Origin of the sequence: Caballeronia sp. LZ035 (assembly GCF_031451175.1) — a bacterium.
Taxonomy (GTDB): domain Bacteria; phylum Pseudomonadota; class Gammaproteobacteria; order Burkholderiales; family Burkholderiaceae; genus Caballeronia.
In genome coordinates, this window is record NZ_JARUXS010000003.1 from 1,200,100 (window position 1) to 1,214,467 (window position 14,368).

Below are 14,368 nucleotides of genomic sequence, written 5' to 3' on the forward strand. Positions count from 1 at the left end.
ATAGGTTCGCGCGACAGATCGGAGCAGCCCACCTTGTTCCAGCGAGGCGGAAAGGATCGTGCATTCCCGCAATACACAAACGCGCCCGTGGTGAACCATACCGATTGTCCCCGCAGCCCCATCGCGGTCACATTCAGGATGCGTCCATGGATAGTCTGACTCGCCGCCAGTTCCTCAAGCTCTCCGCCACCAGTCTGGCGAGCTCGAGCATCGCCCTGATGGGCTTCTCGCCAGACCCGGCGCTCGCGGAGGTCCGACAGTACAAGCTCAGCCGCACCACCGAGGTCCGCAACACCTGCACGTACTGTTCCGTGGGCTGCGGCATCCTGATGTACGCGCTCGGCGACAACGCCAAGAACGCGAAGGGCAGCATCATCCATATCGAGGGCGATCCGGACCATCCGGTCAATCGCGGCACGCTGTGCCCCAAGGGCGCGAGCCTGCTCGACATCGTGCACAGCGAGGCGCGGCTCAAGCTGCCGGAATACCGCGCGCCCGGTTCCGACACCTGGACGCCGATGAGCTGGAGCGACGCGTTCGACCGCATCGCGAAGCTCATGAAGGCAGACCGCGATGCCCACTTCGAGCACCAGACGCCGGACGGCAAGACCGTGAACCGTTGGGTGACGACGGGCTTTCTCGCGGCATCGGCGGCCAGCAACGAGGCGGGCTATCTGACGCACAAGGTGGTGCGCAGTCTCGGAATGCTGGCCTTCGACAACCAGGCGCGCGTCTGACACGGCCCCACGGTGGCAGGTCTTGCCCCGACGTTCGGACGTGGCTCCATGACGAATCACTGGGTCGATATCCGCAATGCCGATGTCATCCTCGTCATGGGCGGCAACGCGGCCGAAGCGCATCCGTGCGGCTTCAAATGGGTCACGGAGGCGAAGGCGCATCGCGGCGCGAAGCTGGTCGTGGTGGATCCGCGTTTTACGCGCACGGCGTCGGTGGCGGATTACTACGCGCCGATCCGCACCGGCACCGACATCGCATTCCTGGGCGGCGTGATCAACCACCTGTTGAGCACGGACCAGATCCAGCACGAGTACGTTCGCAACTACACGGACTTCAGCTTCATCGTGCGGGAGGACTTCGCGTTCAAGGACGGTCTCTATTCCGGCTACGACGCGCAGAAGCGCAAGTACGACAAGACCAGCTGGGAATACGAACTCGGCGCAGACGGCTATGTGAAGAGCGATCCGACGCTCGCGCATCCGCGCTGTGTGTATCGGCTGATGAAGGAACATTACTCGCGATACACGCCCGAGATGGTCGAGAAGATTTGCGGCACGCCGCGCGAGAAGTTCCTGCACGTCTGCGACATGCTGGCCAGCACGGCGGTGCCGGGCCGCGCCGGCACGCTGTTGTACGCCCTTGGCTGGACCCATCACACGGTGGGCGCGCAGATCATCCGCACCGGCGCGATGGTGCAGCTTCTGCTCGGCAACATCGGCATCTCGGGAGGCGGCGTGAACGCGCTGCGCGGCCACTCGAACATCCAGGGCCTGACGGACCTCGGGCTGCTGAGCGAGATGCTGCCGGGCTACATGGTCCTGCCGCGCGAAGAGGACCAGGACTATGCGGGCTATCTTGCGCGCCACACGCCGAAGCCCATGCGGCCGAACCAGCTGGACTTCTACCAGAACTACCCGTCCTTCTTCGTCAGCATGATGAAGTCGTGGTACGGCGACGCCGCCACCCGCGAGAACCACTGGGCCTACGACTACCTGCCGAAGTGGGACAAGACCTATGACGTGATCCAGAACGTCGAGCTGCTGACGCAGGGCAAGATGACCGGCTATGTCTGCCAGGGCTTCAATATCATCGCGTCCGCGCCGGACAAGGCGAAAGTGTTCGACGGGCTCTGCAAGCTGAAGTGGCTCGTCATCATGGACCCGCTCGCCACCGAGACCTCGGAGTTCTGGAAGAACCACGGCGATCTCAACGACGCCGATCCCGCGAAGATCCAGACCGAAGTGTTCCGCCTGCCGACGACCTGCTTCGCGGAAGAGAACGGCTCGGTGGTCAGTTCGTCGCGCGTGCTGCAATGGCACTGGAAAGGCGCGGACGCGCCCGGCGAGGCGCTGGCCGATGCCGAGATCATGTCGAGCATCTTCATGCGCATGCGGGCGATGTATCGCCAGGACGGCGGCGCGTATCCCGACCCGATCCTGAACCTGACCTGGCCTTATGTGAACCCGGAAGCCCCGACGCCGGAAGAACTGGCGAAGGAGTACAACGGCTCCGCGCTGACCGATCTCGCCGATGCGTCCCGCCCGCACGTTCAGACCGTCAAGGCCGGCCAGCAGCTGTCGAGCTTCTCGCAACTGCGCGACGACGGCAGCACGGCCAGCGGCTGCTGGATCTTCTGCGGCGCGTGGACCGAGCAGGGCAACATGATGGCGCGCCGCGACAACGACGATCCGACCGGCATCGGCCAGTCGCTTGGCTGGGCGTGGGCGTGGCCAGAGAATCGCCGCATTCTCTATAACCGCGCCTCCTGCGACACGGCCGGCAAGCCGTTCGATCCGACCCGCCAACTGATCCGCTGGGACGGCCGCGCATGGAGCGGCGCCGACGTGCCGGACTACAAGACGGACGAAGCGCCCTCGCTCGGCATGGGGCCGTTCATCATGAACCCGGAAGGCGTGGCGCGCTTCTTCGCCCGCGACGAGATGAACGAAGGTCCGTTCCCCGAGCACTACGAGCCGTTCGAAACACCGCTCGGCTATAACCCGCTGCATCCGGATCATCCGGACGTGACGAGCAACCCGGTGGCGCGCCTGTTCGATTCCGACCGCCGCAAACTCGGCCGCGCGCCCGAATTTCCGCACACCGCGACCACTTATCGGCTCACCGAGCATTTCCACTTCTGGACCAAGCATTCGCGGCTCAATGCCATCGTGCAGCCGGAGCAGTTCGTCGAGATCAGCGAGGAACTGGCGCGCGAGATCGGCGTGGTGGCGGGCGACCGGGTCAAGGTGTCGTCGAAGCGCGGCCATATCGTTGCTATCGCGGTGGTGACGAAGCGCATCAAGCCGTTGACGGTGGACGGCAAGCGCGTGGACACGGTGGGCGTGCCGCTGCACTGGGGCTACAAGGGTCTCGCGAAACCGGGCTATCTCGCGAACACGCTCACGCCTTCCGTGGGCGACGGCAACACGCAGACGCCCGAGTTCAAGTCGTTCCTCGTCAAGGTCGAAAAAGTGTGAGGCCCGTTCATGTCCCTGCAATCGCTCGATATCAAGCGTCTTTCCGCCACCACCGTAGTGCCGCCCAGCGACCGCAGGCCGGTCACCGGCACGGTGGCGAAACTGATCGACGTGTCCAAGTGCATCGGCTGCAAGGCGTGCCAGACGGCCTGCATGGAGTGGAACGACCTGCGTGACGAGATCGGCGACAACATCGGCGTGTATGACAATCCGCGCGATCTCTCGGAGCACTCGTGGACCGTCATGCGCTTCACCGAGTACGAGAATCCGAAAGGCGATCTCGAATGGCTGATCCGCAAGGACGGCTGCATGCATTGCTGGGATCCGGGATGCCTGAAGGCGTGTCCCTCGCCCGGCGCGATCGTGCAGTACACGAACGGCATCGTCGACTTTCACGAGGAGAACTGCATCGGCTGCGGTTATTGCATTGCCGGATGTCCGTTCAACGTGCCGCGTCTCTCGAAGACCGATCACCGCATGTACAAGTGCACGCTGTGTTCCGATCGTGTCGCCGTGGGACAGGAACCCGCGTGCGCGAAGACCTGTCCGACCGGCGCCATCATGTTCGGCACCAAGGAGGACATGAAGGCGCAGGCCAACGACCGCATCGTCGATCTGAAGCAGCGCGGCTTCGAGCACGCGGGGCTGTACGACCCGGCGGCCGTCGGCGGCACGCACGTGATGTACGTGCTGCATCACGCGGATCAGCCGTCGCTGTATCACGGCCTGCCCGACAAGCCGCGCATCAATCCGATGGTCGGCATCTGGAAAGGCATCTTCAAACCGGTGGGACTGGCGATTCTCTTCCTGACCATCATCGCGACCTTCTTCCATTACATCCGGATCGGGCCGAACAAGGTGCACCCCGAGGACGAGGAAGCCGCGCGTGCCGAGATGGAAGCGTTCAAGGAAAAGGAGAAACAGGATGGATCACACTGAAGGCGGCGAGGAAGTCCTGATCGAACGCTACAACGCCAACGAGCGCTCGATACACTGGGTCACGGCCATCAGCTTCGTGATGCTGGCGCTGTCGGGGCTCGCACTGTTTCATCCGGCGATGTTCTGGCTCTCCGCGCTGTTCGGCGGCGGCCAGTGGATGCGCATCCTGCATCCGTTCATCGGGCTGGTGATGTTCTCGGCGTTCTCATGCCTGGCGCTGCGCTACTGGCATCACAACCTGATCGACTGGGACGATATCAAATGGCTGCTGCATATCGTCGATATCCTCAATAACCGCGAGCAGGGCGTGCCGGAAGTCTCGCGCTACAACGCGGGCCAGAAGATGCTGTTCTGGACGCTGCTGCCTTGCATGATGCTGCTGCTGGCGTCCGGCATCGTAATCTGGCGGCGCTATTTCTCGGCGTACTTTCCCATCGATGTCCTGCGCCTTGCCGCGCTCGCGCATGCGCTCGCCGCGTTCGTGCTGATTACCGCCATCCTCGTGCATATCTACGCCGGCATCTGGATACGCGGCACGCTCGGCGCAATGCTGCACGGCTACGTCACGCCGGGATGGGCGCACAAGCATCATCCGCGCTGGTTCCGCTCGGTGGCAAAGGAACGGGCGGCGGCGAAGCCATCGACGGACTGACATGCCAACGGTTCAGGTCAGCCCTGTTACTCATAACCCAGGAGCCTTCATGAGCACACTCTATCTGCCGGTCAGCGCAATCGATCACGTGCAAGGAGCAAGCGACGCGCCCGTCACGCTGGTCGAGTACGGCGACTTCCAGTGCCCGTATTGCGGCGCGATGCATCAGGTCATCAAGGAGATTCAGCGCGTCATGGGCGCGAAGCTGCGCTTCGTGTTCCGGCATTTCCCGCTGACGGAACTGCACGAACACGCACTGCGCGCCGCTCGCTTCGCCGAAGCGGGCGCGACCGTGGAACGCTTCTGGAAAGCGCACGACATCCTGTTCGACAACCAGGCCGACCTGAGCGACGGCGCGCTGGACAAGTATGCAAGGCTGGCCGGGATTCCCGGCCCGGAACTCGCGGCCGCCTTCGAAGGCGCGCACGATGCGCGGATCCAGCGCGACTACACGAGCGGCGTGCGCAGCGACGTGCAGGGCACGCCGACCTTGTTCATCAACGAGGTCCGATACGACGGCGCGCATGACATCGAGAGCCTGCTCGCCGCCATGCAACGCGTCTGAGCGTGCTGAGAGTGCGACGCCTGTGAATCAGGCGTCGCCCGGAAAGACATCGACGGCCTTGACGACCACGGCCGTGCGCTCCGCGAGTTCGCCGATACGCGACAGATAGTGCTGGAAATGCGCCGTGCTTCGGTGCGAGGCGATGGCATCGTGGCTCAGATAGAGTTCGTCGAGCACGAACTGGCCGGCGTTGTCGACGTCCTGCCAGAGGTCATAGCGCAGATTGCCGGCTTCCGCGCGTGACGGCCCAGCCATGCCGCGCAACAGCGTGCCGAGTTCTTCCTCTCGCCCCGGCTTCGCTTTCAGGATGGCGACGACTTTCACATTCGAGGTCACGGGTGGTTCTCCTTCGCAAGGTGAGCGCGCGTGGGCGCATGACTATTTCGCTCAATGTACCTGATGCGCGGCCAGGAATTCATGAACCTGCGCGACGACGGACGCGCCCTCTCCCACGGCCGCCGATACTCGCTTGATCGAACCGAAGCGCGCATCGCCGATGGCGAACACGCCGTCCACGCTGGTTTCGAACGGACGCGGCTGCTGCTCGAGACCGCTGCGCGCCGCATTGCCGGTCAGCACGAAGCCCTTGTGGTCGGTATCGACGCTGCAATCCCTGAGCCAGCGCGTATTGGGTTCGGCGCCGGTGAACAGGAACAGATGCCGGACCTCGAAGCTGCGCTCACCCAGCGGTCCGCGCGTGTTGACGCCCGTGAGTCCGGCGGTGTCGCTGGACAGCGACTCAATCTCGGTGTCCGTGTACAAGGTCACGTTCGAGAGCCGCGCGATGCGATCGATCAGATATTGCGACATATGCTCCTGCAAACCATGCCCGCGAATCAGCAGATGCACCCGCTGGGCCCGCGACGCCAGATACACCACGCCCTGTCCCGCCGAATTGCCGCCGCCCACCACGACCACATCCAGTCCCCTGCATAGCTTGGCTTCGACGGGAGACGTGCCGAAGAACACGCCCCGGCCGGTCAGCTTGTCCAGTCCGTCGATATCGGGCTTCAAATAAGCCGCGCCCGATGCAATCACGACCGTATGCGCGGCCACCCGGCGGCCGTCTTCCAGTTCGACTTCGAGCGGTGAACATTCGCAACGCAGCAGTCTGATGCGCGTGGGAATGGAAATGTGAACGCCGAACTTCTGCGCCTGCACGAAGGCTCTTCCCGTCAGCGCCTGTCCCGAGATGCCGGCGGGAAAGCCCAGATAGTTTTCGATGCGTGCGCTCGTGCCGGCCTGGCCGCCAGGGCCCCAGCTGTCGAAGATCACCACCGAGAGCCCTTCGGACGCGGCATAGACCGCTGCCGCGAGTCCGGCCGGCCCGGCGCCGACGATCGCCATGTCGTAGGTATGCCGCGGATCGAAGCTCGGCAGCCAGCCGAGGCGCGACGCCACTTCGTTTTCATCCGGCGCGCGCAGCACGGTGCCATCGGGACAGACCATGATCGGGAAATCGGCGGGCGTCGCGGAGACGCGTTCGAGCAAGGAGAGCGTTTCGGGATCGTCCTGTGCATCGATCAGCGAGTAGGGATACGAGTTGCGCCTCAGCAGGTCCTGAAGCGAGAGGACGCGGGGATCGGTCGAATTGCCGATCAACACCGGACCGCTGCCCCGCTCGATCAAGCCCGCGCGCCGCAGGATCAGCGCACGCATCACCTTCTCGCCGACCTCCGCTTCCATGACCAGCAGCCGCCGCAGGTCGACGCTCTGCACGACGATCGCCACCGTGTCCTCGACCACCACGCCATCGCCGAGACAGGGATGCCCGAACAGTTGCGCGATCTCGCCCATGAACTGCCCGGTCCGATACTCGAAGATGCGGTGCACGCGGCCCACGGCATCGCGGCGGATCACGCGCACGCGTCCGCTGAGCATGATGACGAGACCGGGACTGGGTCGGCCCATCGTGAACATGGTCGCGCCTGAGCTCCAGCTGAGCGTCTCGCCGAAGCCACGAATGCGGTCTATCTCGCGTGCGGAGAGCACCGGGAACATCTGCTCGACGCGGCTGGACAGCGGCGAATACGCGCCGTCCGCGTCAGCGCGGGCGGCGGACTGCAGATCCGTGATGCCCGACTCGTCCGTTTGCAGATCCTCTTCCAGAGGAGATTCGATCTCCCACGCCAGCGTCGCCGCCGGCGTGGGGCGCGTGTTGCCGGAGTCACTGTCGCCGCTCATCGATGCCTCGTGGGAAAGCCGTTGGACCTCACGAATCTAATCCACGCGCGTTCGCCATGCGGGCCTCCGTGCGATGTCGACAAGTCCATGCGATAGCGTGGCTGGGTTCTTGCTGCTTCGCACGGTTTGCGCAGGCCAACTGAAAGCGGCACGTGCGACGGCATTCGCATAACGTCGGAGCGGTGTAAAGCGCGGCACCCGAGCGGCGCCGCATCCGGTCCACACAACGCATGGAGAGCGAATGTCATGCAGGATTTCAACGGCAAGGTCGTCGTCATCACGGGTGGCGCAACGGGCATCGGCTTCGCGCTGGCCAGGCAGTTCGGCCAGCAAGGGGCGCAATTGCTGATCGCCGGGATGAACCCGGCACGCCTCGAACACGCGGCGAAGGAACTCGCGGGTCACGCCTCGCGCGTCGAGATCTTCGAATGCGACGTGACGGACCGCAATCAGGTGGAAGCGCTCGCCGACTTCGCATGGGGCAAGTTCAAGCACGTGGACGTGATCGTCAACAATGCCGGTGTCGGACCCGTGCCGTCGAGCGTGATCGACGCGCGGCCCGAAGACGTGCAGAGCGTGCTCGCGGTGAACCTGTTCGGCGTACTGCACGGGGTCTCGGTGTTCGGCAAGCGTTTCATCGCGCAGAAGACGCCGTGCGCCATCTATAACGTAGGGTCGGAGAACGCGTTCTTCAATGCGATTCCCGAAGGCGCCGGGTATGTCGCGAGCAAGCACGCCGTGCTCGCCGTAACGGTGGCGCTGCGCGAAGAGGCGCCCGATTTCATGGATGTCGCGCTCATCTGCCCGGGACTGGTCCGCTCCGAGCTTGCGAAGGAAACGCAGGAAGGCATGGACACGGACAAGTACGCCGCCATCGTCATGAAGCAGATCAAGGCCGGGGAGTTCTACATCATGTCCCATGCGTACAACTTCGTGCGCATCAGCGCACGCTGGCGCGAGGTCGAAGCGGCCTTCACGAAATATGCGCCGCGCTATGAAGGCGACATCGAGTTCGACGTGCGCACGCTCGGCGCGAAGAATGGCTGGTATCCGCGCTATCCGGATGCGTCGGCGGACCTTCCTGTCTAGCCAGACGCAGCGGCGAGGCGCTCATGCCCTCGCCGTGCCGCTTCAGCTCAACCGTTGCCGCCGTGAAACAGGCCGAGCTTGTTGTTCACGGAGGTCACGCCCTTCACCGAACGCGCGACGTCGCCCGCTACCTGGATCTGGTCGCCGCTCCTGACCGAACCCGACAGCGTCACCGCTCCGCCCCGCGCGCGGACGAACACGCCGGAGACGTCGAACCCGGGTGTCTTCTGCAGCGCGCGCCGGACCGCCTTTGCCAGCGCGCGGTCGGCGCTCTTCTGATTCGTCGTATTGGCGCTCGTGGCGCCCTGATTCGCGGGTGCATCCGTCGTCTGCGCCATGAGTGCCGGCGGCGCCATCAGGCAGGCGCAGGCGAGCATCATCGATACGGTTCTGACTCTCATGCCAATCTCCTTCAGGTTGAGCGCCACGCCGGTCCAGCGCTGGATCAGCGTTTTCCACTAAGGCGCGCGGCTTCCTGACGCCGCTTCTCCACGACACGCGCCTGTGCGTCCTCGATGTCGTAAGGGAACCGGTGACTCGATGCCTGCGCCGGATGGTAGCCCACCGCAGCCAGTTCCTCGAGTTCCTCACGGGCCTGCGCGCGCGTCATCGGCTGATCCGGCGATTGCGCGCTCACAGCGGATGTCATCAGCATAGTCATTAGAAAGACAAACGTCAGTTGCGTCAGTTGCTTCAGTTGCCGGAACCTCATGTTCGCCTCCGTGCGGCCACGGAGAAAACGATACGGGCAAGGCGCAAGGCCCGCGCGTCGCCGTGGGTTTGCACAACGCGCATCGGGGTATTGGGGAAGCGGGATGTTCTGATGAATGCGTTCGGCAAGCGCTCGTTCGCTCCGGCAAGACATCGGCGCCGCTCGCCGTTAGCGTGAGCTTTCCGGGCAAGCAGGAGATGAGCATGGAAAACCGCATCGCGCCGTTTGCAGGCAAGACCTTCGAAGTCCGCTATCAGGGACTGACAGCCATCAACGCCTATGCGAGCGACGGCACGCACATGCGCTACGAGATCACCGAAGGCGCATTGAGCGGCGCGCATGGTGAAGTGGAATACGCGTGGAAGGAAGTGGCGAGCCAGGTCTTCGCGATCGTCTGGCAGGAAGTTGATCGGTCGACCGTCGTTCATGTCGACGACTTCGGGAAAGGCGTTTCGCTGTCTTACTTCACGACGCCGAAGAACGAGTTGGTTCGGTTCGAGGGGAGCTTGAGGGAACGGTAGGGATGGTATGGGCTTCGCGTTTAACGTTCAGGCAATGGACTCCAGGTGCCGTCATTCACGCGCTACGCGGCGCCGGTGGTCGCAGAAGGTTTGATCGGAGTCGCGTACAGCGCCATTTTCGCTACTTGCTTGAGCTTCGCGGCGCACTCGCGCGTCACCATGACGAATTCGCTCAGTGCTTGCTAGTTGTTCTTCCGTGGTGTGGCGAAAGCGCGTGACGCGCCCGTCGGCATCGGTACGGCTTGTCAACGCGGCCTTGCCCGGAGAAGCTAATGCGGGTGATATGGCTTGCGTCTTATCTATAAGAAGCCTTAGTTGTTGGGATTGGATGCTCTCAACTCTAATCACGGGCATTTTATTCCTAGTTGATCAGATAACTTACGACTTCCGAGTATGACAGTCCCAGTGGGTCAATCCAGCCGGCGAGACTAGGCGTCTGTTGATAGAAGCCGTAACATTCGCAGCCATATATCTACACTCGAATCATGGCAACCCAGTTTCGCCTGCCGAATTCGACTTCCTTGCCAACCACGCCGTCCTGGCCTGATTCAAACTCATCTCGTTTGCTCCTCCTTTATAGTCTGGATCAGCTGACTGGACAGGATCATCCTCCCATCCACAGATATCGCATATCTCGTAATCGCCACTCTCGCCAATCTCCAATGATTGGCAGCAAGGGCACGGTTTCAGGTCATCTGCAGTCATTGGTTATTCCAGTAATTTATTCCACCAGCCGGACGGAACATGGTTTTAGGGGTTCCATCGGCCAAACTGGAAACGAATGTGTTGTCGGATGGATTATAAAAGAGCCGATCTCCGGTGCCGATCCGCATCTTCATTAGAGTTCCTGCGGGAGGATTCTGAATTAATTCATGGGCCGCCTCTAAATATTGCTTCGCGTTCTGCAATTCGGGAAACTCAGCTCGATGTTTCTGCCAGTGGCCAAACGCATTCTCGGCAGGTGACTTTTTCTTGGTAGAACTCCAGCAACTCAACCCCCAAGGATCGATCCATGTGTTCGGATTGGGCGCGTATTGATAAGGATTGATACCGCCTTTGAGTCCAATGGGGTCTTGGCATACAAAGAAGCCTGTGTCGGGATCAAAGTATCTATATCGGTTGTATCTCAGCCCACTTTCATCGTCCTCGTATTGACCTTGCAAGCGAATCGGTTGCTCGATGCGATGCGTCCCGATGTGGTCGGCACTGCCGGTCACGCCGTAGTGTACTTCCCATACGATCTCGCCGTTCGCATCGCGCAAGCGTACTGGAGCGCCGTTCGGGTCGGTTTGATAGAAGTACAGCTTCTTCGATTTATTTTTGTCCGTCTGCATCGCCAGCGGTTCGAAGCTGCCCAGGTGATACGCATAGAATCGCGCTGAGTCGGGCTTGTCCGTAGCGCGCCGTATCTCGCCCGCCATCGCATCGCCGTCCCACAGGAACCACGTTTGCGCGCCCTGCTGGCTATGCCTCCCGTGCCACGCTTCAGTCGCCTGCTTGCCGATTCGTCGCCCCAAAGCGTCATAGCGATACGCCCAGCGCTCGTTGCGCGTGCTCTCGAAGCCCGCCAGCCTCCCGAACGCATCCCACTCGAAGCGCTGTACGCCATGTCCGCCGCCCTGACGGATTACCAACTGGCCCGCCGCGTCCAGTAGCCAGCGCGCGCCATCGGTGTGATCCAGTTCTCGGCCGCGTTCGTCGTCGCGTACAACCTTGAAGCGGTCGCCGTGGGCGTCGTAGGCGAAATACTTGAGCCTTCCAGTCGGATCGGTATGCGCGATGATGCGCCCGAGTGGGTCGTAGCGAAATTGATCGCTGCCTGAACGGCTGTCGCGGCGTTCGATCAGATTCCCGCTGATGTCGTAGCGGAAGTGGGTTTCGGCGTCGTTCAGGCCTGCGCGCCGGCTTGCATGGCGGGTCAGGCGTCCGGCTCTGTCGTACTCATACGCGTGTTCAAGAGTTTCAGTGAACCGCGTACCGGCCAGCCGCCCCGCAACATCGCGGGTGAAGCGGATCGGCGCGTTGTCGTCGATCTGGATCGACTGCGGCGCACCCAGCGCGTCATACGTGTACGCGAGCGTCTGCTCGAACACGGAATCAGACGTTTGCAGCGTGCGGGTTTGCTCAATCAGACGCCCCGCCAGGTCGTATGCGTACGCGAGCGTGCCGGTCGCATCGGCGTGCTGTTGTAGCTCTGTTGTCAGCCGTCCATCGGCGTCGTAGGTGCGCGTGACCGTTGCGTGTGCGTTCTGTGCCTTTGTCAACTGGCCGCGCCTGTCATACGCGAACACTTCGCTTTGATCGCTGCCTTCGACCGCGCGTCGCGTGATGCGCCCCAACGGATCGCACGTCACCGCCAGCGCGTTACCCAGCGGATCGATGCTCTGCGTCAGATGCCCCGCCGGATCATAGGCGTAGCGGCGCGAACGCTTGTCGTAGCCGACTTCTTCAACCAACCGTCCCGCCGCATCGCGCAACAGATGCCACGTTCCCCCCCGCGCATTGGTCACGCCAACCAGTTGTTCTTCCGTGTTGTAGTGATAGCGCGTGACGCTGCCATTGGCGTCGGTTCGGCTCGCTAGCTGGCCTTGCCCGTAAAAGCTGAAGCGGGTGATATGGCCTGCTTCATCGGTGTACTGCGTGAGGTTGTCCTCGGCGTCGTATGCGCAAGACACGTAGCGCAAACCTGGCAGCGTGCAGGTCGTGAGCCGCCCCTTGATGTCCCATCTATAGGTGGCCGCTTCCTCTCCCGGTGCACTTCGTTCAATCAGCTTGCCGCGCGCATCGTGCTTCAGGCGCGTGGTGCGTCCGAGCGGATCGGTCAGACCCGCCAGATAGCCCAGCGGGTCATAGGCAAGCGTCGTGAGTTGTTGCGCGGCATCGCGTACCTGCACGAGTTGGCCGCGATTGTCGTATCCGAACGCGGTGACAAGGCCCGATGGCGTGGTTTGCTCAACGAGATTCCCGCGCGTGTCCCACGTCTGTTTCCACTGCCCGCCTTCCGGGTCAGTAATGGCGATAGGCCGCAGATTATCGTCATACGCGGTGCGCGTCGCGCTACGATCCGGCAGCGTGTGAGTCAGCAGATTGCCGCACAGATCGTATTCCCATGTGGTTCTGTTCCCGGCAGGGTCCACTGCTTCAACGGTGCGTCCCAACCCGTCATAGCGATAACTCGACATGCTGCCCAACTGATCGATCAGCATGATCGGAAGCCCGCGCTGGTCGCATTGCAGACGCGAGAGACCACCGAGCGAATCCGTAATGCGCGTCTCGCGATAGGTCAGATCGTATTCAAAGCGATAGTCATAGAGACCATCATCGCCCCATGCGTGATCGACTCGCCACAGGCCGTCCTCATGCCATTGATGCGAGTAGTAAAACGACAAGCCGTTGCGATCGGTATGCCGCACCATGACGTGTTCGCCGGCATATTCGAAGCGGTACGGGTTGTCGAGCGCATCGTGGACCGCAATCAGATCGCTGCGCGCGTTCTGCTCATAGCGCACCAGCGGCCAGCATTGGCCTTGCGCATTGTGCAATGTCACCCTACCGATGCAGCCACTCACATCGCCCGCCGCACAGTGCACGATGCGACCCGTAGCCGCATCGCCTGACCATTCGATGAATCGCAATGCGCCTTCGCTCGGCAACTCGATACGCCACGCATTGCCGTTCAGATCGTTGAACTGCTCGAGCCATGATCGAAGCGGCTGCTGCGGACTGGCGACGAGCGCCTGCTCGCGCCATCGCTCGAGCAGTGTGAAGCGGTATTCGATGCCTTCCCGACTCCGCACGATCGAATGCGCGCCGTCGAGATAAAGCGCATGACCACCGACGCCTTCGATGATGCGCGCCGCCCAACCTTCATCGGCGGGCATCTGGTCGAAGCACACCCACTTGTCGGGGAAATAGACAATGCTGCCGATTTCATCATCGTGCTCGAAGAGTTCGATGCGAATATCAGCAGGCGATTGCCAGCCGTAGCCCACGGCACCCAGGCGAACGTCGTGACTTGCGTAACGACGATCCCACACGAGCGGCAAGCGTCCCGGCACGATGAAATCGTGTTGCTGCACCACGACCTCACCTGTAATGCCGTTCACCGGTTCGCCGAAGGCCCATCTGGCGACCAGTCTGACGAAGTTGCCCCACCGTCCATCGCCCACGCGATCCTGAATCGCCCTGGACACGGTGCAGCCGCGCGACGGTCTGGACATACCGTACGAAAAGGCCCCGCGCATCGCCCGACCCGCCAGCGCCGCGATGCTGGGCACGGGCGGCCCGCCCACCAGCACCGGGCGAGATGCTGGAATCGGCAGCATGACCGAAGTCGGCAGCGACGTGCTTCCGCGCCGCGTGTGCTTGCTGTTGTGCGATAGCGAAAGCATTCCCGTGAACCAGCACGTCAACGCGGGCAGCACCGCATAGGCCATCGGATCGCCATTGGCCTGCACCGTCATGCTGCCGAGGACGGCTTCGCCATTGCCT

12 protein-coding genes are annotated in these 14,368 nt (G+C 62.5%); 6 read left to right on the forward strand and 6 right to left on the reverse strand.

What is annotated here, in order from left to right; translation table 11 throughout:
- The first annotated feature begins 146 nt into the window (after window positions 1–146).
- Genes fdnG through QCE88_RS28155 form a run of 4 tightly spaced genes read left to right on the forward strand, consistent with a single transcriptional unit; the run spans window position 147 to window position 5,371 of the window.
- The gene (fdnG, locus tag QCE88_RS28140) at window positions 147–3,215 is read left to right on the forward strand and encodes a formate dehydrogenase-N subunit alpha (protein ID WP_309908156.1); all 3,069 of its coding nucleotides are present in this window, start codon (window positions 147–149) and stop codon (window positions 3,213–3,215) included.
- Window positions 3,216–3,224: 9 nt separating this feature from the next.
- Window positions 3,225–4,154 (forward strand): formate dehydrogenase subunit beta, encoded by a 930-nt coding sequence (gene fdxH, locus QCE88_RS28145; protein ID WP_309908157.1) that lies wholly within the window; start codon window positions 3,225–3,227, stop codon window positions 4,152–4,154.
- Window positions 4,141–4,806, forward strand: coding sequence for a formate dehydrogenase subunit gamma (locus QCE88_RS28150; RefSeq protein WP_309908158.1), 666 nt, complete (start codon window positions 4,141–4,143; stop codon window positions 4,804–4,806). The genes fdxH and QCE88_RS28150 overlap by 14 nt, the downstream gene beginning before the upstream one ends.
- Window positions 4,807–4,855: 49 nt before the next feature.
- Window positions 4,856–5,371, forward strand: coding sequence for a thioredoxin domain-containing protein (locus QCE88_RS28155; RefSeq protein WP_309908159.1), 516 nt, complete (start codon window positions 4,856–4,858; stop codon window positions 5,369–5,371).
- Between the two features lie 27 nt (window positions 5,372–5,398).
- Here QCE88_RS28155 and QCE88_RS28160 read toward each other — a convergent pair whose 3' ends face one another.
- Window positions 5,399–5,707 carry a putative quinol monooxygenase gene (locus QCE88_RS28160; RefSeq protein ID WP_309908160.1) on the reverse strand — a complete coding sequence of 103 codons (309 nt, stop codon included), beginning with the start codon at window positions 5,705–5,707 and terminating at the stop codon, window positions 5,399–5,401.
- A 51-nt stretch (window positions 5,708–5,758) separates the two neighbouring features.
- Complete coding sequence (locus QCE88_RS28165; protein WP_309908161.1) at window positions 5,759–7,555, reverse strand: FAD-dependent oxidoreductase; 1,797 nt, start codon at window positions 7,553–7,555, stop codon at window positions 5,759–5,761.
- A gap of 246 nt (window positions 7,556–7,801) precedes the next feature.
- On the opposite strand from QCE88_RS28165, the gene QCE88_RS28170 reads away from it, so the two are divergent.
- Window positions 7,802–8,644, forward strand: a complete 843-nt coding sequence (locus tag QCE88_RS28170) for an SDR family NAD(P)-dependent oxidoreductase (RefSeq protein ID WP_309908162.1) — start codon at window positions 7,802–7,804, stop codon at window positions 8,642–8,644.
- A gap of 47 nt (window positions 8,645–8,691) precedes the next feature.
- On the opposite strand, the gene QCE88_RS28175 is transcribed toward QCE88_RS28170, so the two are convergent.
- Both QCE88_RS28175 and QCE88_RS28180 read right to left on the reverse strand, forming a co-directional pair.
- Window positions 8,692–9,045: a BON domain-containing protein gene (locus QCE88_RS28175; protein WP_309908163.1), complete on the reverse strand. Its 354-nt coding sequence runs from the start codon at window positions 9,043–9,045 to the stop codon at window positions 8,692–8,694.
- Between the two features lie 44 nt (window positions 9,046–9,089).
- Window positions 9,090–9,509, reverse strand: coding sequence for a DUF4148 domain-containing protein (locus QCE88_RS28180; RefSeq protein ID WP_309908164.1), 420 nt, complete (start codon window positions 9,507–9,509; stop codon window positions 9,090–9,092).
- A gap of 44 nt (window positions 9,510–9,553) precedes the next feature.
- Here QCE88_RS28180 and QCE88_RS28185 point away from each other — a divergent pair, with 44 nt between their 5' ends.
- Window positions 9,554–9,877, forward strand: a complete 324-nt coding sequence (locus QCE88_RS28185) for a MoaF-related domain-containing protein (protein ID WP_309908165.1) — start codon at window positions 9,554–9,556, stop codon at window positions 9,875–9,877.
- 483 nt (window positions 9,878–10,360) lie between these two features.
- Here the strand turns inward: QCE88_RS28185 and QCE88_RS28190 are convergent, their stop codons facing one another.
- A complete protein-coding gene (locus tag QCE88_RS28190; RefSeq protein ID WP_309908166.1) occupies window positions 10,361–10,582 on the reverse strand; it encodes a CPCC family cysteine-rich protein in 222 nt (73 codons plus the stop codon).
- Entirely contained in the window at window positions 10,579–14,340 is a 3,762-nt protein-coding gene (locus tag QCE88_RS28195) for an RHS repeat-associated core domain-containing protein (protein WP_309908167.1), read from the reverse strand. Before QCE88_RS28195 ends, QCE88_RS28190 begins: the two co-directional genes overlap by 4 nt.
- Window positions 14,341–14,368 lie beyond the last annotated feature (28 nt).